The 23,424-nt window shown below is 56.4% G+C and carries 25 protein-coding genes; 15 read left to right on the forward strand and 10 right to left on the reverse strand.

Annotated elements, in window-relative coordinates; all coding sequences use genetic code 11:
• Positions 1-1,332 (forward strand): MFS transporter, encoded by a 1,332-nt coding sequence (locus MT962_RS06505; protein ID WP_024557092.1) that lies wholly within the window; start codon positions 1-3, stop codon positions 1,330-1,332.
• A gap of 216 nt (positions 1,333-1,548) precedes the next feature.
• A complete protein-coding gene (locus MT962_RS06510; RefSeq protein ID WP_247365205.1) occupies positions 1,549-3,015 on the forward strand; it encodes a fructuronate reductase in 1,467 nt (488 codons plus the stop codon).
• 160 nt (positions 3,016-3,175) lie between these two features.
• On the opposite strand, the gene ydfZ is transcribed toward MT962_RS06510, so the two are convergent.
• The 3 genes from ydfZ to ydfG all read right to left on the reverse strand — a co-directional run bounded on the left by ydfZ (position 3,176) and on the right by ydfG (position 5,031).
• On the reverse strand, positions 3,176-3,379 hold the full coding sequence (gene ydfZ / locus MT962_RS06515; RefSeq protein WP_024557090.1) for a putative selenium delivery protein YdfZ: 204 nt from the start codon (positions 3,377-3,379) through the stop codon (positions 3,176-3,178).
• Positions 3,380-3,499: 120 nt separating this feature from the next.
• Entirely contained in the window at positions 3,500-4,186 is a 687-nt protein-coding gene (locus MT962_RS06520; protein ID WP_024557089.1) for a GntR family transcriptional regulator, read from the reverse strand.
• A gap of 95 nt (positions 4,187-4,281) precedes the next feature.
• Positions 4,282-5,031 (reverse strand): bifunctional NADP-dependent 3-hydroxy acid dehydrogenase/3-hydroxypropionate dehydrogenase YdfG, encoded by a 750-nt coding sequence (gene ydfG, locus MT962_RS06525; protein ID WP_024557088.1) that lies wholly within the window; start codon positions 5,029-5,031, stop codon positions 4,282-4,284.
• Between the two features lie 357 nt (positions 5,032-5,388).
• Here ydfG and guaD point away from each other — a divergent pair, with 357 nt between their 5' ends.
• The 7 genes from guaD to MT962_RS06560 all read left to right on the forward strand — a co-directional run bounded on the left by guaD (position 5,389) and on the right by MT962_RS06560 (position 15,145).
• Positions 5,389-6,720: a guanine deaminase gene (gene guaD / locus MT962_RS06530; RefSeq protein ID WP_024561092.1), complete on the forward strand. Its 1,332-nt coding sequence runs from the start codon at positions 5,389-5,391 to the stop codon at positions 6,718-6,720.
• Positions 6,717-8,150: a xanthine dehydrogenase small subunit gene (xdhA, locus tag MT962_RS06535; RefSeq protein WP_247365206.1), complete on the forward strand. Its 1,434-nt coding sequence runs from the start codon at positions 6,717-6,719 to the stop codon at positions 8,148-8,150. Before guaD ends, xdhA begins: the two co-directional genes overlap by 4 nt.
• Positions 8,140-10,503 (forward strand): xanthine dehydrogenase molybdopterin binding subunit, encoded by a 2,364-nt coding sequence (gene xdhB, locus MT962_RS06540; protein ID WP_247365207.1) that lies wholly within the window; start codon positions 8,140-8,142, stop codon positions 10,501-10,503. The genes xdhA and xdhB overlap by 11 nt, the downstream gene beginning before the upstream one ends.
• Complete coding sequence (gene xdhC / locus MT962_RS06545) at positions 10,493-11,266, forward strand: xanthine dehydrogenase accessory protein XdhC (RefSeq protein ID WP_247365208.1); 774 nt, start codon at positions 10,493-10,495, stop codon at positions 11,264-11,266. The genes xdhB and xdhC overlap by 11 nt, the downstream gene beginning before the upstream one ends.
• Positions 11,267-11,302: 36 nt before the next feature.
• Positions 11,303-13,348, forward strand: coding sequence for a peptidyl-dipeptidase Dcp (dcp, locus tag MT962_RS06550; RefSeq protein ID WP_247365210.1), 2,046 nt, complete (start codon positions 11,303-11,305; stop codon positions 13,346-13,348).
• A 348-nt stretch (positions 13,349-13,696) separates the two neighbouring features.
• Positions 13,697-14,146 carry a hypothetical protein gene (locus MT962_RS06555; RefSeq protein WP_247365212.1) on the forward strand — a complete coding sequence of 150 codons (450 nt, stop codon included), beginning with the start codon at positions 13,697-13,699 and terminating at the stop codon, positions 14,144-14,146.
• Positions 14,147-14,869: 723 nt separating this feature from the next.
• On the forward strand, positions 14,870-15,145 hold the full coding sequence (locus MT962_RS06560) for a hypothetical protein (RefSeq protein WP_024558348.1): 276 nt from the start codon (positions 14,870-14,872) through the stop codon (positions 15,143-15,145).
• A 47-nt stretch (positions 15,146-15,192) separates the two neighbouring features.
• Here MT962_RS06560 and MT962_RS06565 read toward each other — a convergent pair whose 3' ends face one another.
• The gene (locus MT962_RS06565) at positions 15,193-15,396 is read right to left on the reverse strand and encodes a glycogen synthesis protein GlgS (RefSeq protein ID WP_071788501.1); all 204 of its coding nucleotides are present in this window, start codon (positions 15,394-15,396) and stop codon (positions 15,193-15,195) included.
• Positions 15,397-15,735: 339 nt separating this feature from the next.
• Between MT962_RS06565 and MT962_RS06570 the strand changes: the two genes are divergently transcribed.
• Both MT962_RS06570 and MT962_RS06575 read left to right on the forward strand, forming a co-directional pair.
• Positions 15,736-15,909: an addiction module toxin, GnsA/GnsB family gene (locus MT962_RS06570; protein ID WP_024558349.1), complete on the forward strand. Its 174-nt coding sequence runs from the start codon at positions 15,736-15,738 to the stop codon at positions 15,907-15,909.
• A 404-nt stretch (positions 15,910-16,313) separates the two neighbouring features.
• A complete protein-coding gene (locus MT962_RS06575) occupies positions 16,314-16,508 on the forward strand; it encodes a hypothetical protein (RefSeq protein ID WP_247365214.1) in 195 nt (64 codons plus the stop codon).
• A 4-nt stretch (positions 16,509-16,512) separates the two neighbouring features.
• On the opposite strand, the gene MT962_RS22215 is transcribed toward MT962_RS06575, so the two are convergent.
• On the reverse strand, positions 16,513-16,638 hold the full coding sequence (locus MT962_RS22215; RefSeq protein ID WP_268237248.1) for a hypothetical protein: 126 nt from the start codon (positions 16,636-16,638) through the stop codon (positions 16,513-16,515).
• A 479-nt stretch (positions 16,639-17,117) separates the two neighbouring features.
• Between MT962_RS22215 and MT962_RS06580 the strand changes: the two genes are divergently transcribed.
• Together MT962_RS06580 and MT962_RS06585 are read left to right on the forward strand one after the other, a co-directional pair.
• Entirely contained in the window at positions 17,118-17,996 is an 879-nt protein-coding gene (locus MT962_RS06580) for a manganese catalase family protein (RefSeq protein ID WP_024558350.1), read from the forward strand.
• Between the two features lie 102 nt (positions 17,997-18,098).
• Entirely contained in the window at positions 18,099-18,260 is a 162-nt protein-coding gene (locus tag MT962_RS06585; RefSeq protein WP_162531812.1) for a hypothetical protein, read from the forward strand.
• Between the two features lie 97 nt (positions 18,261-18,357).
• On the opposite strand, the gene tam is transcribed toward MT962_RS06585, so the two are convergent.
• Together tam and ftrA are read right to left on the reverse strand one after the other, a co-directional pair.
• The gene (gene tam, locus MT962_RS06590; RefSeq protein ID WP_024558351.1) at positions 18,358-19,116 is read right to left on the reverse strand and encodes a trans-aconitate 2-methyltransferase; all 759 of its coding nucleotides are present in this window, start codon (positions 19,114-19,116) and stop codon (positions 18,358-18,360) included.
• 167 nt (positions 19,117-19,283) lie between these two features.
• On the reverse strand, positions 19,284-20,252 hold the full coding sequence (gene ftrA, locus MT962_RS06595) for a transcriptional regulator FtrA (protein ID WP_247365215.1): 969 nt from the start codon (positions 20,250-20,252) through the stop codon (positions 19,284-19,286).
• A 98-nt stretch (positions 20,253-20,350) separates the two neighbouring features.
• Between ftrA and MT962_RS06600 the strand changes: the two genes are divergently transcribed.
• Positions 20,351-20,767, forward strand: coding sequence for a rhodanese-like domain-containing protein (locus MT962_RS06600; RefSeq protein WP_024558353.1), 417 nt, complete (start codon positions 20,351-20,353; stop codon positions 20,765-20,767).
• Here MT962_RS06600 and MT962_RS06605 read toward each other — a convergent pair.
• The 3 genes from MT962_RS06605 to MT962_RS06615 form a co-directional block, all read right to left on the reverse strand.
• Positions 20,753-21,553 (reverse strand): MerR family transcriptional regulator, encoded by an 801-nt coding sequence (locus tag MT962_RS06605; RefSeq protein ID WP_024558354.1) that lies wholly within the window; start codon positions 21,551-21,553, stop codon positions 20,753-20,755. The two genes, MT962_RS06600 and MT962_RS06605, sit on opposite strands and share 15 nt — an antisense overlap.
• A gap of 178 nt (positions 21,554-21,731) precedes the next feature.
• Positions 21,732-22,649 (reverse strand): bestrophin family ion channel, encoded by a 918-nt coding sequence (locus tag MT962_RS06610; protein WP_247365216.1) that lies wholly within the window; start codon positions 22,647-22,649, stop codon positions 21,732-21,734.
• A 90-nt stretch (positions 22,650-22,739) separates the two neighbouring features.
• A complete protein-coding gene (locus MT962_RS06615; protein ID WP_167541511.1) occupies positions 22,740-22,904 on the reverse strand; it encodes a hypothetical protein in 165 nt (54 codons plus the stop codon).
• Between the two features lie 309 nt (positions 22,905-23,213).
• Between MT962_RS06615 and MT962_RS06620 the strand changes: the two genes are divergently transcribed.
• Entirely contained in the window at positions 23,214-23,384 is a 171-nt protein-coding gene (locus MT962_RS06620; RefSeq protein ID WP_024554979.1) for a general stress protein, read from the forward strand.
• The last annotated feature ends 40 nt before the right edge of the window (positions 23,385-23,424 follow it).

The raw sequence follows: 23,424 nt of genomic DNA on the forward strand, positions 1-23,424 counted from the left end.
ATGGTTAGCACAACAGATATTAAGAATAATGTTGATAATACCCCAATAATAAAACGGGTTGCTTCTGCCTCTGCCATAGGCACCGCTGCGGAATATTACGATTTTTTTGCTTATGGCACCGCAGCGGTGCTCTTTTTTGGCCACCTTTTTTTCCCGAGCAGCGATCCGCTTATTAGTACGCTTGCCGCCTTTGCCACTTATGCCGTCGGTTTTTTAGCCCGTCCTTTAGGCGGTATTGTCTTCGGCCATATTGGCGATAAAGTCGGGCGTAAAAAAGCGCTGGTTATTACTATCCTTATCGTCGGGCTGGGCACATTTTGTATTGGCCTGCTGCCGACCTATGAAAAGATCGGTATATGGGCGCCTGTGTTATTGATTTTAATAAGGGTATTACAAGGTTTTGGCGTGGGCGGCGAGCAGGCGGGCGCGGTACTGATGACTGCCGAATATTCCATGCCGGCGCGGCGCGGCTTTTTTTCAAGCTGGGTACAGATTGGCGCGCCGGCAGGCTTCCTTTTACCTATGGCGTTGTTCGCCTTGTTGAACAGTTTTCTCTCGCCGGACGCTATGATGGATTACGGCTGGCGTATTCCGTTTTTACTCAGCGCTTTGCTGGTCATTGTCGGGTTGTTTATTCGGTTGCGCATTGATGAATCCCCCGTGTTTGCCCAAATAAGAGAAACCAAAGCCGCGGAATCACGACCGGTTATTGAGGTTATCCGTAATTATCCCGGTATTGTCACAAAAGGCGTCTGCGCAAAATTAATCGAAGCCTGCACGTTCGCTATGTTTACCGTAATCGTACTGGCTTACGGTAAAGCAAATAATCTGAACGCCACTATTCTCATGGACAGCATGATTGTTGCAGTCCTGCTGGAAATTTTTGCTATTCCGGCAATGGGCGCGTTAAGCGATAAAATAGGGCGTAAACCTGTCTATATTGCTGGCGCGTTACTCCAGGTCATAGCCATTATTCCTTTCTTTATGGCTATCAATCAGGATGTTTACTGGCTGACGCAAATGGCGATGATTGTCGTTATTACGCTTGGCCATAGCATGTGTTATGCGCCGCAAGCGTCTTACTTTCCGGAACTCTTTCCTACGCATATTCGCTGTAGCGGTATTGCGCTTATCTGGCAAATTGGCTCGCTGGTGGGGAGTGGGGTGCTTGGCCTGGTGGCGGTTAAAATTCTGCAAATGACCGGTGGGCATTACTACGGCATGGCGGCATATGTCATTGTGCTGGGCATTGTCTCCATCATTGGTTTGCTTACCATGCCGGAAACCGCCCCGAAGCGGCGTAAGGGTGAATACCAGCGCTGGGAACACTAGTTACCAGGAGACGGCGTTTCATAAATCACCGGGATGCGCCCGCATCCCGGCAGCCAGCCAGAACCCGCGCGTTCATTGGATAAGCTCATCCCGTAAAAGCTGTCACACAACTTTTTATGATGTTGTACCAATCGAGCAAAGGTTAATACAAATCAAAGTCTACAACCATACAAGATGTAATCTGACCTGGTCTTTTCATTCACCCTGGATTATAAAATGGAAAAGAGTCTCTTAACGGCAAAGGCTATTCTGCCTGCCTATAACCGCAACCGTTTGACAACCCGCATTGTGCACCTCGGCTTTGGCGCATTTCATCGCGCCCATCAGGGTGTTTACACCGATATTCTCGCGGCGGAGCACAACAGCGACTGGGGCTATTGCGAGGTCAATTTAATCGGCGGCGAACAGCAGATTGCGGATCTCAATCATCAACAGTGTCTGTATACCGTGGCGGAGATGTCGGCCGACGCCTGGCGCGCCCGCGTCGTCGGCGTGGTAAAAACAGCGCTGCATGCGCAGGTCGACGGGTTTGCGCGCGTCATGGACGCGCTGTGCGAACCGCAGGTCGCTATCATCTCACTGACCATTACCGAAAAGGGTTATTGCCACGCGCCGGCAACGGGGCAACTGATGCTGGATAATCCGCTGATTGCCGCCGATCTTAAAAATCCGCAGCAGCCGAAATCTGCGCCGGGCGTCATCGTCGCCGCGCTGGCGGCGCGCAGGAAGATGGGCCTTGCGCCTTTTAGCGTTATGTCATGTGACAACATGCCGGAAAACGGTCATGTCACCCGCAACGTGGTGCTGGCTTATGCCCGCGCGCTGGATGCGGATCTAGCAGAATGGATTGCGCAGAACGTCACGTTCCCCTCCACGATGGTGGACCGCATTGTTCCCGCCGTCACAACCGAAACGCTGGATAAAATCGAACAGCTCACCGGCGTGCGCGACCCGGCGGGCGTTGCCTGCGAGCCGTTCCGCCAGTGGGTGATTGAAGATAACTTTGTGGCGGGCCGTCCGGCGTGGGAAAAAGCCGGCGCGGAGCTGGTTAGTGATGTCGTGCCGTTTGAAGAGATGAAGCTGCGCATGCTCAACGGCAGCCACTCATTCCTGGCTTACCTCGGCTACCTGGCGGGTTATCAGCACATTAATACGTGCATGGAAGATGAGAATTTCCGCCGCGCCGCGCACGCGCTAATGCTGAAAGAGCAGGCGCCGACATTAAACGTGCAGGACGTGGATCTGGCACACTACGCCCGTCTGCTGATTGAACGTTACAGCAACCCGGCGCTGCGCCACCGCACCTGGCAAATCGCCATGGACGGCAGCCAGAAGCTGCCACAGCGCTGGCTCGATTCCATTCGTTGGCACCGGGCGAACGGCAGCCGCCACGATCTGCTGACGCTCGGCGTGGCGGGCTGGATGCGCTACGTCGGCGGCGTGGATGAGCAGGGAGACGCGATCGACGTCTGCGATCCGCTGCTTGACGCCATTCAGCAGGCGGTACGCAACAGCGAGGAGGGCGACGCGCGCGTTAAGGCGCTGCTGGGGTTGAAGGCTATTTTCGGCGACGATCTGGCGACGCAGCCGGAGTTTGTCGCGCAGGTCAGCGAAGCATATAAGTTACTGCTGGAGAAAGGGGCGAAAACCACGGTGGCGCAGTACGCGAAAGCGCTTTCCTGAGGCCGTTGGCAATGCCGTCTTTGGGCGGCATTGTATGCTGCACCGCGCTGCTTCATCTCTTTCAGCGTCTAAAACAGCGTAAGGCCAACACCCGAAAATGGCGGATAAAAAAGAGCGGGGAGCGTGAGAAAAAATGCCGCCGCAGCGGCATTCACCACGATTAATGCAAACCGAGACGAATCAGCTCAACCGGTTCAAATTTACCTTCGCAACCTTCCACTTCCACCGTTTTGGCGCGGCGAACCTGCTCGGCGCTCAGGCCTTCGCTGTGAATGGCGGTAATCACGCCGGTCTGCCCGGTGCCGCTTACCATGACGCGGCTGCCGGTAGTGATTGCATTGCGGTTACGATCGTATGTCATCATTGTGGTTTCTCCTCTGAACGATTGTCGGCAATTCAGACGAGCCCCATTTTAAAAAGCGAGCGGTGAAAAACGTTAATCTCGATCAAAACCGACGCATTTGTGTGATGAATATCACAGGCGTTACTCTTCGCTGAACCAGTCGCGGTTTTCCTGACGGATTAGCTGCACCGACTCGCTTATCTCCTGCAAATGTACGCGCATGGCGTCATCTGCGGCCTGCGGGTCGCGTTTTTCCAGAGCGTGAAAAATATCGGCGTGCTGGCGCAACAGCATTTCCGGCGGGGAAACATGGTCAAGGCTCATGTAGCGCACCCGGTCGATCGCCGCTTTGATGTTTTCCACCGTATCCCAGGCGAGCTGACAGTCCGCCATCTGGGCGAGCTTATGGTGAAACTCGTCGTCAAGCAGGAAGAAATCGTTAAGCTGTTTGCGGTCAATGGCGGTGCGTTGCTGGTTGAGATTTTGCTCCAGCTGGTAGAGGTCAGCATCGGTAATCATGGTGGCGGCGCGCTGCACGACCGCGCGCTCAATCGCCTGGCGGACAAAACAGCCGTTGCGCACCTGGGAGAGCGAGATTTTATTCACAAAACTGCCGCGTTGCGGGCGAATTTGAATCAGGCCGTTTTCCGCAAGCTTAATGAACGCTTCACGCACCGGCTGGCGCGAAACATCAAAGCGCACCGAAACCTCTTTTTCCGAAAGCGGCGTACCAGGGGGAATAAGGCAGTGGACGATATCGCGACGCAGAATGCGATAGATCTGTTGGTTCACCGGTTGGGTGGGGTTAAGCGGGGTTTCAGCGGCCATCGATTTCTACTTTTTCAGCGAGTAACCGATTCAATTTACCATTTTTTTATTACCTCGCCCATACCCGGCCCGGGCGGCCGGGGAGGGAAAGCGATTTATGCTTTGCGGTGAACGCTAAGCCCGGCGTAAGTCTGGCTGACCGGCATCATCTCCAGCGTGTTGATGTTAACGTGCGCAGGCAGGGTGGCGACCCACCAGACCGCCTCGGTTACATCTTCCGGCGTCAGGGCGTTGGTATTTTCATAGGTTTTGCCCGCTTTATCATCGTCGCCTTTAAAGCGTACGTTAGAGAACTCGGTGCCGCCCACGAGACCCGGCTCGATATCGGTCACGCGAACCGCCGTGCCATGCAGGTCGGTGCGCAGGTTAAGGCTGAACTGGCGAACAAACGCTTTGGTCGCGCCATAGACATTCCCGCCTGCATAAGGCCAGCTGCCCGCCGTTGAGCCCAGGTTGATAATGTGACCGCGGTTGCGCTCTACCATGCCCGGCAGCACCGCGCGGGTCATATAGACCAGCCCCTTGTTGTTGGTATCGATCATGGTTTCCCAGTCTTCCACGCTCGCTTTATGAGCGGGTTCCAGACCCAGCGCCAGGCCCGCGTTGTTAACCAGCACGTCGATTTCGCGCCACTCCAGCGGCAGGCTGCTCAGCATCTCTTCGATGGCGGCGCGGTTGCGCACGTCGAGCTGCGCGGTAAAGAGGTTATCGCCAAGCTCATCTTTGAGCTCCTTTAACCGCTCCTGGCGGCGCCCCGTGGCGATGACTTTATGACCATTTTGAATAAAACGACGGGTAATGCACTCACCAAAACCTGCCGTCGCACCGGTAACCAGAATAATCATCTCTCTGTTCCTCAACGCTTTTTGTGTCGTATTACCTTAGCACGCCCATTCCGCTGTCGGTCAAGGAAGTTTAAGTTTCCCCACGTCTTGCCTTGCGATGGTGCAAATGCGCGCTTAACGCGCAGAGCAATGGTGCAGCGTCAGCGCGCCATGTTAAATCGAAATCGATTGCTTATTTTAGCAACCGTTTGCCACCCTTTAATTGCTGGGGTTTGTTGCGCAACGAGACTTAAAATCACGCATCTTGCTGTTATATAAGGAGATTAATAAAAAACAAAACTGGCATCGACTTTGCAAAAGCTTTCTTATCAAGTCACCTGCGACGTACACATAAAACGCATACGATGAGGAATTGCTATGGCGATGCCCTGGACCACGGCCATTCGCGGCCACTTTTTCGATATTACCGCCGTAGCGGAGGGGGCGGAGGCGATTGCGCAACGCGCCCGCAATATAGAGGATGGCCTGCTGCTGCTCGACGAAGGGCGCATCGTCAGCCTGTTGCCCTGGGAAGAGGGGCGCGCGCAACTGCGCCATGAGCAGGATTATCTCGACTATCGCGGCAAGCTGATTGTCCCGGGGTTTGTCGACAGCCATATCCACTACCCGCAGACCGAAATGATTGGCGCCTACGGCGAGCAACTGCTGACATGGCTTGAGAATTACACGTTTCCGGTCGAAGGGCAGTATCACAGCCCGGATCACGCGGCGCGGATGTCCGCTTTTTTCCTGAATCAACTGCTGGCGAACGGCACGACGACCGCGCTGGTCTTTGGCACCGTGCATCCGCAATCGGTGGATGCGCTGTTCAGCGCCGCGCAGAGGCTTGAGATGCGCCTTATCGCCGGCAAAGTGATGATGGACCGCAACGCGCCGGACTATCTCACGGAAAGCGTGGAGCAGAGTTACCAGCAAACGCGTGAACTTATCGAGCGCTGGCACAATAACGGACGGCTTGGCTATGCGCTGACGCCGCGCTTTGCGCCCACGTCGTCGCCGCAGCTGCTGGCGGCGGTCCAGGCGTTGCGCGAAGCGTACCCCGACACCTGGCTGCATACTCATCTTAGCGAAAACCTGGACGAAGTCGCCTGGGTGCAGGCGCTGTGGCCGGAGCATGAAAGCTACCTTGGCGTCTACCATCATTACCAGCTCACCGGCAAACGCAGCGTCTTCGCCCACGCCATTCATTTAGCGGAGCAGGAGTGGGAGTGCCTGCGCAACACGGACTCTTCGGTGGCGTTCTGTCCCACCTCCAATCTCTTTTTAGGCAGCGGGCTGTTTCGCCTCCAGACCTGTCAGCAAAAGCGGGTGCGTATGGGCATCGGCACCGATGTCGGCGCAGGCACGACGTTCAGCATGCTGCAAACGCTTGGCGAAGCCTACAAAGTAGCGCAGCTGCAAAGCTACCGGCTCTGCGCCAGCGAAGCGTTTTATCATGCCACTCTCGGCGGGGCGCATGCGCTGGATCTGGATGACAAAATCGGCAATTTCCAGCCTGGCAAAGAAGCGGATTTCGTGGTGCTCGACCCGGCCGTCACGCCGCTGCAAACGCTGCGCTTTAACAACAGCCGCGACATTTACGAGAAGCTCTTCGTCCTGATGACGCTTGGCGACGACCGCAACATCTGGCGCACCTGGGTGAACGGCAAATGCGTCTGGCAGCGTGACGCGCTGGAGGTGGCGGCATGATCCGTTTTCTGCAAAACCAGACGCTCGTTACGCTGGAAGAGACTGACCCGAATACCACCGTGCTCAACTGGCTGCGGGAAACCGCCCGGCGCAGCGGCACCAAAGAGGGCTGCGCCTCAGGCGACTGCGGCGCGTGCACCGTGGCGCTCGGGCGCGTGGAAGCGGGACGGATGCGCTATGAAACCGCCAACAGCTGCCTGCTGCTGGTAAGCCAGCTCAACGGCAAACAGCTGCTGACGGTGGAAGACCTGGCGCACAACGGCGCGCTGCATCCGGTTCAGCAGCATTTTGCCGATAATCACGCCTCGCAGTGCGGCTTCTGCACGCCGGGCTTTGTGATGTCCGCCTTTGCGCTGCAAAAGTCAGGGGCGGGGAGCGACCGTCGCACCGTAGAGCAGCACCTCGGCGGCAACCTCTGCCGCTGCACCGGCTACCGGCCGATTATCGAAGCCGCGCAGCGCGCATGCGCGCTCAGCGAGCCCGATATCTTTACGCAGCAGGAGGCGCAGACCGTGGCGCGGCTACAAGCCTTAGCGTCTCACGCCACCGATGAACTGGCCTGGCGCAACCGCGTACTTGCGCCCAAAACGGTGGACGAGCTGGCATCGCTCTGTCAACGCCATCCGCAGGCCCGTCTGCTGGCAGGCGGCACCGACCTGGCGCTCGCCATTACGCAGCAGCACCAGACGCTGCCGCTCATGATTTCTCTGGGCGAGGTGGCGGAACTCAGGCGCATCGATGTTGACGATGAGCGGGTTGTTATCGGCGCTGCGGCAAGCCTCAACGCCTGCCGCGAACGGCTTGGCGATATCATTCCGGCTTTTAGTCAGCTGCTGGAACGTTTTGCTTCTCAGCCAGTGCGCAATCAGGGCACCGCAGGCGGCAACCTGGCGAACGCCTCACCCATCGGCGACATCGCGCCGCTGCTGCTGGCGCTCAACGCCACTCTGATATTGCGTTGCGGCGAGACGCAGCGTCGTTTGCCGCTGGATGATTTCTTCCTGGGTTACCGCAAAACCGCCTTGCAGGCTGGCGAGTTTATTGAAGCGATCATTATTCCTTTGGTGACAGTGTCACCTTTGTTTGCCGCCTGGAAAGTCTCTAAGCGGCATGAAGATGATATTTCCACCGTCTCTGCGGCGTTCAACATTCATATCGAAGAGGGCGTGATTACTGCCGCGCGGCTTGCCTTTGGCGGGATGGCCGCCGTGCCCGCCCGGGCGCTGAACGCCGAAACGGCGCTTATCGGCCAGCCCTTCACGCATGAATCTCTTGCCGCCGCCGGGCGTGCGCTGAGTCTTGATTACCAGCCGCTAACCGATTTTCGCGGCAGCGGCGCTTACCGCCTGGCCGTCGCCCAAAACCTGCTCAGACGCTTTTACCTGCAACAAACGCAACCCGCTGCGCTGGAGGTCTCTTATGTCTACTAACCCTGTGCGGCTTTCGGAACAGGCGCTTATCGAACAGTTCCGGCGCGAGCTGGCGGGCGGCGTCGGGCGCAGCCGCAAGCATGAAAGCGCGGATAAACAAGTGTGCGGCCAGGCGGAGTATATCGACGATAAGCTTGCGCCGCCGGGTCTGCTGCACCTGTGCCCGGTGCTGAGCCCGCATGCCCACGCCAAAATTTTGCATGTGGACACGGCGCCTTGTTACGCCGTTTCGGGCGTGGTGCGGGTGTTTAGCTGGCAGGATGTGCCGGGCGAGCTGGATATCGGCCCGCTGGCGCCCGGCGACCCGCTGTTCGCCAGAGAGAAAGTGGAGTACCACGGGCAGGTGGTGTTAATGGTGGCCGCGCAAACCCCGCAGGCGGCCAGAGCGGCGGCGCAGGCCGCGGTGATTGATTACGAGCCGCTTGAGGCGGTGCTGGATGTTGAAACCGCGCTGGCGCGGGAAAGCTATGTAGAGGCGCCGCATGTTCAGCAGCGCGGCGACGCTGACAGCGCGCTGGCCCGTGCGCCGCACCGCCTTCAGGGCGCGTTTCATATCGGCGGCCAGGAGCATTTTTATCTGGAAGGGCAAATTGCCATGGCGCTGCCCGGCGAAGACGGCGCCGTGCAGGTTTTCTCCTCCACGCAACACCCGACGGAGGTACAAAAGCTGGTGGCCTCGGTGCTGGGCCTTACCATGAATAAGATAACGGTCGATATGCGCCGTATGGGCGGCGGCTTCGGCGGCAAGGAGACCCAGGCGGCGGGTATCGCCTGTCACGCGGCGCTGGCGGCGGCGCTTACCGGCAGGCCGGCAAAGCTGCGGCTCGCCCGGCGTGACGACATGCGCATCACCGGCAAGCGCCACCCGTTTTTTGTTCGCTACGATGTCGGTTTTACTGACGAAGGGGTGCTGCACGGCGTGAAAATCGAGCTTGCCGCCAACTGTGGTTACTCGCTCGATCTCTCCGGCTCTATTTGCGACCGGGCCATGTTTCATGCCGATAACGCTTACTATCTGGGCGATGCGAAAGTGACGGGCTACCGTTGTAAAACCAACCTCGCCTCCAATACCGCCTATCGCGGCTTCGGCGGGCCGCAGGGCATGGTGGCGATTGAACAGATTATGGACAGCATCGCCCGTAAGCTGCGTCTTGACCCGTTAACGGTGCGCCAGCGCAACTATTACGGGGGCGAGGGCCGTGACGTGACCCACTACGGCCAGACGGTGCGGCAAAATTTACTGCAGACGATCACCGGGCAGCTTATGCAATCTGCCGATTACGTTACGCGCCGCGAGCGCATCGCCGCGTTTAACGCCCACAGCCCGGTGTTGAAGCGTGGGCTGGCGCTCACGCCAGTGAAATTCGGCATCTCGTTTACCTCCAGTTTTCTCAACCAGGCCGGGGCGCTGATCCTTATCTATACCGACGGCACCGTACAGCTTAACCACGGCGGCACTGAAATGGGGCAGGGGCTGAACACCAAAGTGGCGCAGGTCGTGGCGGATGTGCTGCAACTGCCGCTGGAAAACATTCAGGTGACCGCCGCCAGCACCGGCAAAGTGCCCAATACGTCGCCTACGGCGGCCTCTTCAGGCGCCGATCTCAACGGCAAGGCGGCGGAGATAGCCGCGTTGACGCTGAAAACCCGGCTGGTGGAGATGCTCTGCCGCCTGCATAGCTGCGAGCCGCAGGAGGTGCATTTCAGCAACGGCGTAGTGAGCGCGGCGGGGCGTTATTTCAGCTTTGCGGAGGTGGCGAACCTTGCCTGGCTCAACCAGGTGCCGCTCTCCGCCACCGGGTTTTACAAGGTGCCGGGCATTCATTACGACCGCCAGGCGGGGCGGGGCGAGCCATTCTATTACTTCTCCTGGGGCGCGGCCTGTTCGGAGGTGCTTATCGACACCCTGACCGGCGAGTACCGGCTGCTGCGCACCGACATCCTTCACGATGTGGGCAACTCGTTGAACCCGGCTATCGACATCGGCCAGATTGAGGGCGGATTTGTGCAGGGCGCGGGCTGGCTCACTACCGAGGAGCTGGTATGGGACGATACGGGCAGACTGGTGACGGACAGCCCGATGAGCTACAAAATCCCCGCCATCAGCGACGTGCCGCCTGTGTTGAATGTGCAACTGCTGGCGCGCCATGCTAACGCCCAGCAGACGGTTTACCGCTCGAAGGCGGTGGGCGAGCCGCCGTTTATGCTGGGGATTTCTGTCTGGTGCGCGATACAGGACGCGATAGCAAGCGTGAGTAGTTACAACATACATCCTCATCTGGATACCCCGGCGACCCCGGAGCGCGTCTTCTGGGCTGTGCAGGCGCAGCGGGAGGGGACAGATGCATTTTGACGACTGGCTGGAGGTGCTGGCCGACCTGCGAAAAAAACGCGAGCCGTGTGTTTTACTCACGCTGCTGGACGAGAAAGGCTCGGTGCCGCGCAGCGGCGGCACCAAAATGGTGGTTACCCGCGACGGCTGCTTTTTAACCATCGGCGGCGGCAATCTGGAGCACCAGTGCGTGCAGATTGCCCGCGAAATGTTGACGAACCGCGAAACGCGTCCGCGCTGCGAGCCGTTCCAGCTTGGCGCCCGGGCGGGGCAGTGTTGCGGCGGCATGACTACAGTGCTGTTCGAACCGCTGCTGCGCCCGCAACCCGAGGTTATCGTTTTTGGCGCAGGCCACGTCGGCCAGGCGCTGGTGAGCCTGCTCGCCACCTTGCCGCTTTGCATCACCTGGGTGGACGAGCGTGAAGGACAGTTCAGCCATATTCCCGCTGGCGTGGCGACGCGCCAGATGGAGGAGCCTGTTGATGCGGTAACGCAAAGCGCGGCGGGCAGTTATTACGTGGTGATGACCCATTCTCACCCGCGCGATCTGGAACTCACCGAGGCCATACTGAAACGCGGCGACGCGAAATATGTCGGGCTTATCGGCTCGCAGACGAAGCGCCAGCGTTTCGATTATCGCCTCGTCGGCAAAGGACTCAGCGAGGCGCAGCTTGCACAGCTGCGCTGCCCGGTGGGGCTCCCGGATATTAAGGGCAAGCTGCCGGCGGAGATAGCCGTCGCTATCGCCGGAGAAATCATTGCTGTTTATCAGGGGGATGCATAAGCTAGCGTAATCCTCACTGCATAAACGGGAGTGACCATGCTGGAGCAAAACCCTTTTTTTGAAACAAGCACGCTGCCTTATGAAGCGCCGCGTTTCGATGTGATAACCGATCAGCACTACCGCCCGGCGTTTGATGAGGCGGTGCGGCGCAAGCGCCAGGAGGTCGCCGCTATCGCCGCGAACCCGCATGCCCCGACATTTGAAAACACCTGCCTGGCGCTTGAGAAGAGCGGCGGCATGCTCGGGCGTGTCAGCAGCACCTTTTTCGCCATGACCTCGGCGCACACCAACGACTACCTGCAAAAGCTGGATGAGGAGTTTTCCGCCGAGCTGGCGGAGCTCGCCGATGACATTCACCTTAACGCCCACCTTTTTTCCCGCCTTGATGCGGTTTACCAGCAGCGGCAGGAGCTGGGTCTGGATGCGGAATCGCGTCGTCTGCTGGAGGTCGTCTGGCAGCAGTTTATGCTCGCGGGCGCCACGCTTGGCGAGGAGCAAAAAACACAGCTAAAGGCGCTTAATAAAGAAGCGGCGCAGCTCACCAGCCAGTTCAATAATCGCCTGCTTGCCGCCACCAAAGCGGGCGGACTGATAGTGGACGATGCGCAGGCGCTGACGGGCTTAAGCGAGGCGGAAATACTCGCGGCCCGGGAGGCGGCGAAAGAGAAAGGGCTGGAAGATAAATGGCTCATTCCCTTGCTAAATACGACCCAGCAGCCCGCGCTGCAGTCGCTGGCAAACCGCGCGACGCGCGAAGCGCTGTTTAAGGCGGGCTGGTCGCGCAGCGAAAAAAATGACGCTAACGACACCCGGGCGATCGTTTCCCGCCTTGCCGAACTGCGCGCCGCGCAGGCTCAACTGCTGGGCTTCGACGATTTCGCCAGCTGGAAAATCGCCGACCAGATGGCCAAAACGCCGGAAGCGGCGCTGCGCTTTATGCGCGGCATCGTGCCTGCCGCCACGGCCCGCGCCCGCCAGGAGCTGGCGGATATTCAGCAGGTGATTGATGAGCAGCAGGGCGGTTTTCAGGCGCAGGCCTGGGACTGGGCCTTTTATGCTGAGCAGGTGCGCCTTGCGAAATACGATCTCGATGAAGCGAAGATTAAGCCTTACTTCGAGCTGAACCGCGTGCTCACCGAAGGGGTGTTTCGCACGGCAAGCGATCTGTTCGGCATCACCTTCACCGAGCGTTTCGACATTCCGCCCTATCATCCGGACGTGCGGGTCTGGGAGATTTTCGATAAAAGCGGCGAGGGGCTGGCGCTCTTTTACGGCGATTTCTTTGCCCGCGACAGCAAAAGCGGCGGGGCGTGGATGGGCAACTTTGTCGAACAATCCACCCTGTTCGCTACCCGACCGGTGATCTACAACGTCTGTAATTACCAGAAACCGGCTGCGGGGCAGCCTGCGCTTATCTCCTGGGATGATGTTATTACGCTGTTCCATGAGTTTGGCCACACGCTGCACGGGCTGTTTGCCCGCCAGCGCTATGCCACGCTCTCGGGCACCAACACGCCGCGGGATTTTGTCGAGTTTCCGTCGCAAATCAACGAGCACTGGGCGAGTCATCCGCAGGTCTTTGCCCGCTATGCCCGTCATTACCAGACCGGCGAGCCGATGCCCGAGGCGCTGCGGGAAAAACTCTTGCGCGCCGCGCAGTTCAACAAGGGCTACGATATGACCGAGCTGCTGGCCGCCGCGCTGCTCGATATGAACTGGCACAGCATTGCGCCGCAAACAAAGGTGGGCGATGTAGCGCGTTTTGAAGCTGCCGCGCTTGAAAAAGAGCAGGTGGCGCTGCCCGCCGTCCCGCCGCGCTATCGCAGCAGCTATTTCGCGCATATCTTCGGCGGCGGTTATGCGGCGGGCTATTACGCCTATCTCTGGACGCAAATGCTGGCGGACGATGGCTACCAGTGGTTTGTGGAACAGGGCGGATTAACGCCTGAGAACGGCCAGCGGTTCCGCGATGCGATTTTATCCCGCGGCAACAGTACGGATTTAGAGGCGCTTTATCGCGACTGGCGCGGCCACGATCCGCTTATCGAGCCGATGCTGAAAAACCGTGGGTTAAGTGAGTAAGCCGCGTTCCCCTGTAAAATTAAAACCGGGCAGCAGGCCCGGTTTTTTTATCTGTTAGCGCAATAATCAGCAAGTAAGAAAGTCTATTAATGTTAAATCAGAGGAAAAAAGAATAAAGGTAGATTTTGTCTTTACCGGGCGCCTTGTAACACTCACCTTATAAAACCGTTAACCCTACTTTCCAGCCTGCATTCCAGCATAATCTCAAGCAGTAAGGCTTAATATTTGTTCTGGAACAATTATCAGGCATAGAAAGCTACAAAAAATGGTAGGGGTAGTCTTATCTCGCTTGAATGTTAGCAGTGCTTTTTTAATGATTAGCAGATCTAAAACTGCAATTATAAAAGAATGATAAATTTATTTAAACTGTTTGGCTTTGTCTTGTTGTTAAGCCACACTTTTAACGCTACAGCACAACAACATGAATATAACGTATGGTATGAAAAAGATGCCGTTTTATATAATATTACCCAAAGAGCTGACGGTAGCCCGGTTATGGTAAGTATCTCACAGCCCGGATTTAAGGCTGCAAACCTTACCATCTCTTATCTATCATCAGGCAAATGCCCGGCAGAGCCAATCCAGCTTGAGGTTGACAGGCGGCAAATTCCTTCCCGATATGTGTGTTCACAACAAGGGGCAGATAAAATAGAACACTTCCTTGTCGGAGACGCAGGGTGCGTAAACTCACTGGTAAAAAAACTCAACACCAACGCTTATATCCTGCTGCAAAAGGATATTAAAGTTCTGGCGAGTAATATAAGAACGCCGAGATACGGCATGGGTTCGCCTTTCTGACATTTTTAAAATATCCGTTGCGGATCTTTATAACGAAAAGAGGGTGATATTTTACACTCAGCGCCATAATAGCGTTGCTAAGTGAAATCGGCAGCAATACCCTGGTATTTACGTCAGAGTTATTCGCATTGATATAACGTTACCGTTGTTAAAAATAACGCATAATAACCACCTCCACATGTATTCATTCCAGGGCGGCTGAGGCCGATTTGTCCGTTCCCCGGAGCGATTAAACCCCATGCTCTGGCAACGAAAACGACGCGGGTCACGGTGTCGCTATAAAAATTGCTTTCAGGCTTATTATGCAGGAATGCAATAATTACCCCGGTTAAGCGATACGACTCACAGGTTAGCAGAACTAATACAAACGGATGAATCGGGCGGACCGGAATGCAATTTTATACTTCCCTCTGAGCCAGAAATGACGGGGGTGAGGCCATGCAGTGGACACCGGTAAAGCACAGATTGCCTGACGTTTCGGAACACATTCTCAGCTATATAGTAAACACTACTGAAGGGGTCGGCGTGGCGAAATATAACCCCAGAAGCGGCTTCTGCGATCCTATACTGATAGGCGGTTTGAACTATTACGGGCTTGAAGTGACGCACTGGATGCCTATGCCGCCTCCGCCCATACAGGACAAAAAGACGCGCTTACGGGGAAGCTGACAAATACGTAGGCCGTTACGCAGTAAAACCTACCCACACGCAAAGGCCGTGACGATGACTGCTTTAAGTGATGAACGTTTGCAAGCGGTAGCTGATGCGAAGCCAGACGCCGTCGCGCCAGGCCTCGCTGACTATGCGGTGATGGCAGCAGAGTTGCTAAAGGCGAGACGGCAAATAGCCGCGCTTGAGAAACAACTGATGACGCCCGTTAAGCTGCCTTTCATCAGCGCAAGCCCGGTATGTGAAATCGAGGCGGGGTATGCCGCTGGCGTCAGTGATTGTAAAACGGCGATACGGCAGGCGGGTTTTCTTATTGAAGGGGATGAGTGAGCGGGCGTCGGACATAAAAACGGGCAGCTTTCGCTACCCGCCAGGTGTTATTCCGTCAGCGCTTCGTTACGTAAGTGGTTGAGATAGTAATTGTAACGCTTCAGAAACCACGTTTTTCCATCCCTGTCCATGTTGCCTGTTATGGCCTCCGTATCAACACGTCTCCCTTGAGACTGCATTTGGGCGAAGCTTAACGCCAGAAAATCGAAATTTTGCAATGACATCACATCTTGTTGTTTCACAGACTGCATACCTTCCTCCTTCGTTAAAATGGGTGAAAAGGAAATATGCCGTTTGCATTAAGTATGGTTCACAAGCAGCAATACGGCTTACAGAATATGCTTAAGTTACCGTCAGCAAGCGTGGCGCTCTCGCTCACCCGTACCCTCAACGCCTGAAACTGTTAAGGAAATCCCGCAGGCGGCAGCGGTTTTATCGCGCAAAAAAGATTTATCCTGCGCCAGGCGAGCCTTTGGCAAACAGCACCCCTGGCAATCGTCTATACTTTATAAGCGGTTGCATTTTAAGAGATAAAGGAATCTACACCGTACTGGCGCATTGATTCTGATGAATAACCAGACGAGGTCAAAATGAATATTGACGAACTTAAACGGCAGGCTGAAGAGGAGATCTCGGCGCTGATTACCGAGAAAATAGCCGAGCTGCGTAAGCATTCTGAAAAAGAGGTCGCCGAAATAGAGTTGATCCCGCGTGAGACGATGACTGGCCTTGCAGGTTATGACGTCAAAATAAAATTGATTTAACCCTTACCCGAGAGCAAAACGGCCACCTTCGGGTGGCTTTTTCATGCCTGTGTTACTCTGCATGCTTTCTGTAATCGCACGAGTCTGCTTACCTAATCCAATTTCATCGCATAAAACGCTTTTTACTGAAGTGACGCATGCTGTTTGCAGTATGAAGCGTGATCCAGATAGTAATACGAAAACATGAGCGTTGTTCGGATAAATCTGATGTGGCACTCTTGCTTTACCCCTTACAGAGCTAAGCCACTTAAGTGAGTGCCGGAGATAAGCGCCGGGAGGGGTAAAACCTCAAACCCGCTGACAGGCGGGTTTTTTTATGCCTGCGAAGCAGGGCCGCGATATCGCAAAATAAGTGAGAGAAAAGGCCCCGGAGCAGTGAAATCCGCCGGCTCCGGGGTATGCAAATGCAAAATCGCTACGAAGGCCACTTTACCGCACCGGCAAATCTCGGATATCCGCCAAAAGTATTAAAAAAGAAGCAGATAAAGCAAAACCGGGCGTGCAGCCCGGTTTTTATGCTTTCATTCTCTGCAAGCGACAGGCGCGTATCGCCTCAATCGTATTTTGCAGAGCGCCGCCCTTCAGCGTTTCATTTTTGAGGCTTCAGAAAGCGCCGGCGGCGGCCTGGCGCATCATACGATTCGCCTCATCCCACTTGCGGGAGTTACGTTTCGTTATCGCTTCACGCGCGGCGCGACGGGCTTTTTTCATCAGATGTTGGTTCACCATTCTTCACCTCCACCATTGGCGGGATCCTGCCGGAATCCACGGGTCACATTGCATCAGTTCATGTCGTTTGCTGCCTGCTCTTCGTTTTGTAGTAATAAGTCTTGGTCACAGAATGCCGCTCTGCTTTAGGAATTTTGCTCAAAAATGGCGCGAGCCGGTGACATTCAGGCGCAACTGTGATTCAGCTGTACAGCGCGTAATTTCTGCGCTACAGGCACAAAAACATAACGAAAACTGCTGTTTCGGCTGTTGTTTCGCAATGAGCTTGCCTCTTTTTTGTTACTAAATTTTTAAGCGTTTCGTTTCAAAAAAATCTGTTAACTATCAGCAAAAAAACGCATAGCGACGCCCGGTTAAAGCGTGACGCCCCACCGCCTCGTTAATGAAAATAATTCTCATCTTTGTTTGCTAATTCATAAGGGCGCTTCCAGGCTTGTGGAGTTGTTTCTCAAAATCAATAACCACAGACAGGAGGTAGTATGTTTCATCACTCTTCGAAACTTCAGTATCCCGTTCGCGTGGAAAAACCCGATCCGGAATTCGCCATGCTGTTGCAGCAGGCTATCGGTGGCGTTGAAGGGGAGATTCGCGTCGCCATGCAGTATTTCTTTCAGGCGATGGGCGCCCGCGGTGACGCTCGCATCAAAGACTTGCTGATCTCGACCGCGACCGAAGAGCTGGCGCACATTGAAATGCTCGGCCACGCGGTCGCGCTGAACCTGGAAGGCGCGCCGCTCTCTTATCAGGAAGCGTCAGCCAAAGATCCGGTGGTCAACGCCATTCTGGGCGGCATGAACCCGCGCCATGTACTCTCGTCAGGACTTGCCGCGTTGCCGGTTAACGCCAACGGCGTGCCGTTTGATATGAGCCATGTTTACGCATCCGGCAACGTGGCGGCGGATATGTTGGCCAACGTGACCGCGGAAGCAACAGGGCGCGTGCTGGCGACGCGGCTGTACAACCTGACGGAAGATAAAGGGATGAAAGATTTTCTCTCCTTCCTGATAGCCCGCGACACCATGCACCAGCAGCAGTGGCTGGCGGTCATTGAGGATATGGGCGGGCTTTCTGCTTCGCTGCCTATTCCGAACAGCTTCCCGCAGGAACAGGAAGCAAATGAGCATTCCTATTACTGCCTTAACACCTCGCTGGACAAACCGCTGCCGCAGGGCCGCTGGTGCGATGGCCCATCTTTTGACGGCAAAGGCCAGTTCACCGCCAAAGAGCAGCCAGACCTGCTGGGCGAAGAGCCGATGCTCGGCAAAGCCCGTCCGGGGTCCGGCGCGCAGGCTGAACAGATAGGCACGTCGATGTCATCCACCACCAGCTCTGGCAATGATTCCGTAACGGGCTCATAAGCCTGAGCGCTGCCTTCTTTTCTACAGCGCCTGACGCCTGGCCGCATAAGCGGTAAGTATGTCCTACACTTACAGGACAACATAAAGAGTCAGGAGGTGTTTATGGTTGAACGTGCGAACTCCCCGCAAGGAGATAAAGAGAAGGCGCCGTCCGCTCCCGAATCGGTGAAGAAAACGCGGGATAACCCCGGCCAGGAAGGGGAAATTCCGCGTAAACGGGACGACAGTAAAGATGATGAAGTGGACCCGTATAAACACGGTTAACCCACAGCGGCTTTACGTAACGGTGCGCCGACGCGCACCGAAACCGAAAAGGAAAAAGCAGACCCTGCGGGGTCTTTTTTATTGACTGAACAACAGGCTATTTCTTATGGGCGACGATAAACAGCCGCGGGAAAGCGAGCAATAACCGGCCATCGCCGCGCGGCAAATAGTGCTGAGAGAGCAGCAGGCGATAGCGGTCAAGGAAGTGTTGCTGTCCTGTTTCATCCAGCGCGTCCAGGAAAGGGCGCAGGCCGGTGGCGCGCAGCCACTCTACTATCGCGTCGACCGAGGGCATCAGATGAAAATAGGTGGTGCGCCAGATATCCAGCTCGCAACCCGCCTGGCTCAGCAAATCATAATAGGCTTCCACGGCAAGCAGGGGCTCGCGCTCTTTTACCGTCATCCCCATCGCCTTTGCGACGGTCCGCATAGCGGCATGGGTAGGCTCCTGCCAGTTGTCGGGCATCTGCGCTGCCAGTACGCCCTGCGGCGCCAGCAGGCTGGCGAGCCGGGGAAACAGCGAGGCGTGATCGGGCAGCCATTGCAGCGAAGCATTCGCATAGATAAGGTCAGCCGGCTCGTCGGGCCGCCAGCGCAGCACATCCTGTTCGACGAAGTGGCAATCCGGCAACGCCCGACGGGCTTTCGCAAGCATCGCGGGCGAGGTGTCGACGCCGGTAATGTTCGCCTGCGGCCAGGCTTTGCGCAGCAGTTCTGTACTGTTGCCAGGCCCGCAGCCCAGATCGTATGCCTGCTTTACGTTGAGCCGCGCGGCGATGCGCGCCACCAGCTCCTGGGCCGGACGGGTGCGCTCGGCTGAAAACTGCATATAAAGCTCGGGGTTCCAGTCCTGCATGGTGCCTCCGTCGGGTTCGTTTAACTGCGGTTAAGGAAAGTTGTGTCAGAGTGAAGATCCAGAGGTGAGATCGTTACCTCAAACCGTAGCCGATTCATGCACACGGTAATAATAAATTTATCCATGCAAGCATTGCCGCCAGTTTCGCTGGCGGTTTTTTTTTTGCTTTAACGGGCGGCAAATCGCTTACGGTAGCCCATCGGGGAAAGCGCGAACTGGCGCTGGAAGTGGTAGCGCAGGGTGGTTGCGCTGCCAAACCCCACTTCGCCTGCAATCTGCTCAAGCGAGAAGCGGGTGGTTTCCAGCAGCTCCCGGGCGCGCAGCAGGCGTTCGTTAAGCAGCCAGCGGCCTGGCGTGGTGCCGGTCGCCTCCTGGAAACGGCGTAAAAAGGTGCGCGGACTCATTCCTGCTTTTTCCGCCAGCGCCGCCACCGTGTGGTTGTGCGCTAATTGCTGGTGGAGAAAATCAAACAGCAGGCCGAGCCGCTGGCTTTCGCGGGCGCGCGGCACCGGGCGTTCCAGATGTTGCGTTTGGCCGCCGTCGCGATGCGGCTGCACCACTAAGCGTCGCGCCACGCTGTTCGCCGCCTCGCGTCCGAAGTCGCGCCGCACCAGATGCAGACAGAGATCGATGCCCGCCGCGCTGCCTGCGGAGGTGAGCACATCCCCCTGGTCGAGATAGAGCACATCCGGCACCACGTCGGTTTGCGGGTAACGGCGGGCGAGCGCGTCGAGATAACGCCAGTGGGTGGTCGCTTTACGACCGTTAAGCAACCCGCTTGCCGCCAGCACAAACACGCCGGAGCAGATAGAGATAATCCGGCAGCCGCGACTGTGCGCCTGCTGCAGCGCGTCGCACAAGGCCTGCGGCACCGGCGCTTCGCTGCCGCGCCAGCCGGGAATGACGATGGTTCCCGCTTGCGCCAGCAGCTCCAGCCCGCCGTCGGTCATGATTTTCACGCCGCCCGTGGCGCGAAGCGGGCCGTCATCAACGCTCGCCACCGCAAACCGATACCACTGCGGCCCCATCTCCGGACGCGGCAGACCGAAAATCTCCACGGCTACGCCGAATTCAAACGTACAAAGTCCGTCATAGGCGAGCGCCACAACCAGCGGGTTGGTTAAAGGTTGATGCATGATTGTCAAAATCCTTGCGATTTCTGGCAGCGGGCAGGGCGGTCATCGTCGCGCCTGCGAGTTAAGGTATTGTTAACACAAACCAGCAGGAGCAGACAATGAGCTATGTAACCGAGTTTCCCGCCGCCCCTTCCGCCAGTGCCGAAGCCCATTTTTTGGCAAGGCTTAGCGTAGAGACCGACTGTGCCGATGTGCATGCGGCGATGCGCATGGGCGAAAAAGATTTTGTCCTGTTGCATGTCGTAGGCAGCGAGGCGGGCTTTGCCCGTAAACATATTCCTGGCGCAGAACACCTGCCGTGGGGAGAGATGACGGCGGAACGTATGGCTGAATGGCCGGAAGGGACGCTGTTTGTGGTTTACTGCGCAGGCCCGCACTGCAACGGAGCTGACCGTGCGGCGCTGCGGCTGGCGCGGCTTGGGCTGCCGGTAAAAATAATGATTGGCGGGCTTACGGGCTGGGCCGACGAAGGGTATGCCTTCGCCGGCGAGGAGACGTTGTCAGCCTGCGTCTGACATATCCGCTTGCGCTTCGCTGACGGGCGCTTCGGCAGGCGTCGGGGCGCTAAACCCGACGCCCGCGGTAAAGAGCGGGCGCCCTTCATTCTGCCACTGCTGGTAAAGCACCTGCTGTAGCGGCGTGAGCGGCGCATCGCTCCACAGAAGATAGTGTTCGGCCTGAAACTCATCAAGATCCGGTTGGGCGACCGGGTGAGCGAGCAGGTCAATGCGAAAGCCTTCGCCGGAGAAGCGAATCGCCTCCAGCCAGATAGCGAGCGGGTCTTCCATATTCAGCGGGATCATCACCAGCGTATCCGCCGGGCGCTTGCGCAATCCCTGCAATACAAAGGCGGCGTATTCCACCAGTTGTGTATCAAACCGCGCGCGGCGGGTCATCTGCGTGGCGTTGGCGCCTTCGCGCAGCCAGAGGCGCAACGGGCAAATCACCTTATCCAGCAGCGCGCCTGCGGGCAATTCCCGGCCATAGCGGCGCAACAGGGCGCGCAACTTATCCGTTCTGGGATTCTCCAGCGCGGAAAGCAGCTGTTCCTGATAGAGCTCCCACTGGCTACTCAGCGTAGCGTGTTCGCCTTTCAGCAGGCGCGCCAGCTCTGTTATCGGCACGCCTTCATTAAGCCACTTGAGAATAAGCTGGATACGCAGCAGATGACTGTAGTCGTAATAACGTTTCCCATTGCTGGCCCGGGTGGGCTTAAGCAGGCCGTGACGCTGCCAGGCTCGCAGGTTGGGCGTAGTGACACCGCACTGATCGGACAACATTTCAATAGTGAAATGTGACATGGCTATTCCTTTAACGACCGAAAAATCATGAAGAAGCAATATCTCCTTGCGCCGGCCTTTGCGGCGCCAGGAGGGCGGGGTTCACAGACAACTTCTCAGGAAGCGAACAGGGAAAGTAGCACAGAATTTATAACTTACTAACTATAAATGCTGGCAACTAATTGTTTACCGTTATGAATCAGGTGAGCAGGTAGCGCCGGTCGGGGCGCATTTTTTCCGGCTTGTGCTCGTCGTTGATCATTTCGCGCAAATCTATCTCTATGCCATTGCACAGCGCATCGAGCGGCAGATCGTTATCTTCCATACCAAAGGGATCTTCCAGCTCCTCCGCCAGGGTATCGAGCGAAAGGAAGGTATACGAGATAAAGACCGAGACAAACGGCGTCATGAAGTGCAGGTCGGTCACCAGCGCGAAAGGCAGCAGAATGCAGAACAGATAGACCGTACGGTGCACGATAAGCGAATAGGCGAAGGGCAGCGGCGTATTGGCGATGCGCTCGCAGCCAGCCAGAATGCCGGAAAGCTCGTTCAGGTGGTTATCCAGGCTCTGGAACAGAATATCCGACAGCGCGCCGCGGGCGCGTTGGGCGGCCAGCCATTCACCCATCAGCAGAATGATGCGGTTGCAGGGGGAGTGGCTGTGCAACACGGCATTCAGTTCCGCCTGGCTTAAGTAGCGATCCAGCACGTTATCGAGCTTTTTGCGCCGCAGCGTCAGACGCAGACAGTGGCAAAAAGCGATCTGCAGGTTAACCAGATGGCGAATTTCCTGCGGGTGGGCGGTCAGCAGCGTGCGGGATACGCGCAACAGCGAACGGCTCTGGATCACTAATTGCCCCCAGATCAGGCGCGCTTCGGTATAGCGCGCATAGCAGGCGCTGTTGCGAAAGCCGAGAAAAATGGCGATAGCTACGCCAAGAATGCTGAAAGGCGCAATGGTGAGCTTAATGTCAAGGGCTTCATACCAGGGCAGAAAAAAGATAACGGTGACGGAAAGCGCAACATTAAGCAGCAGGCGGGTGGAAATTTTAGCCAGTACGGAACCATGCCAGACAAAAAGGCGGGTAAACCAGTGCTGGTGGGGACGAACGATCATAATAGTCACTGAGTTAACAAAAGCGCTATGCATTAAACGAGATAGCGCTTTTGCCTGCAACCCCGCATAAAGCAGGGTTATCCGTGTCGTTTAACCCACCCGGATAAACTTCTCCTTAACCCGCGATAGCCATTCGCGGGAGCGGCGTAGCGAACCACCCCTCTTAAACAGCAGAAAAACATCCTGACCCATAGCCATCACCATAAAACAGTCTTTGCGACGCAATGCGGGGCAACAATACCATTTCTGTTTCATTAATCGCTCCTTTCACGGGAATTAACGCAACGAGATGACGTCGGCATTAATAATAGCCAGTAAGAGAAGCGGCAGATAATTAAGATTTGCTTTTAGGAACAATCTTAATTTAAGTAAAGAGTATGCGAAATTTCGTTATTTATCATGAGCCATGAAACAGATTATGGTGCCGGTATTAGGGAAAAGTCCTGGAAAAAGATTTCGCTTGCTTATGTAACTTGCGAAACGGGGAGGCCTACCTATAGTTATTTCTGCGTTACGCAATAGTGCTTACGCGAATTTAATTCTGATGATCCAGGAGGAGATATTATGACTCAGCATCGTGGTGGTTCAGGTAATTTTGCGCAAGATCGTGAGCGTGCATCTGCAGCAGGCCGTAAAGGCGGGCAGAATAGCGGCGGGAATTTTAAAAACGACCGCGAGCGCGCCGCGGAAGCAGGCCGTAAAGGTGGTAAGAACAGCAGCCGTTCTTCATCCTGAAGCCTGAGCCGGTCTGGACTGGCTTAACGTTCCTCCGGTA

The sequence above is a fragment of the Franconibacter sp. IITDAS19 genome, from assembly GCF_023079515.1.
Classification (GTDB): Bacteria; Pseudomonadota; Gammaproteobacteria; order Enterobacterales; family Enterobacteriaceae; genus Franconibacter; species Franconibacter pulveris.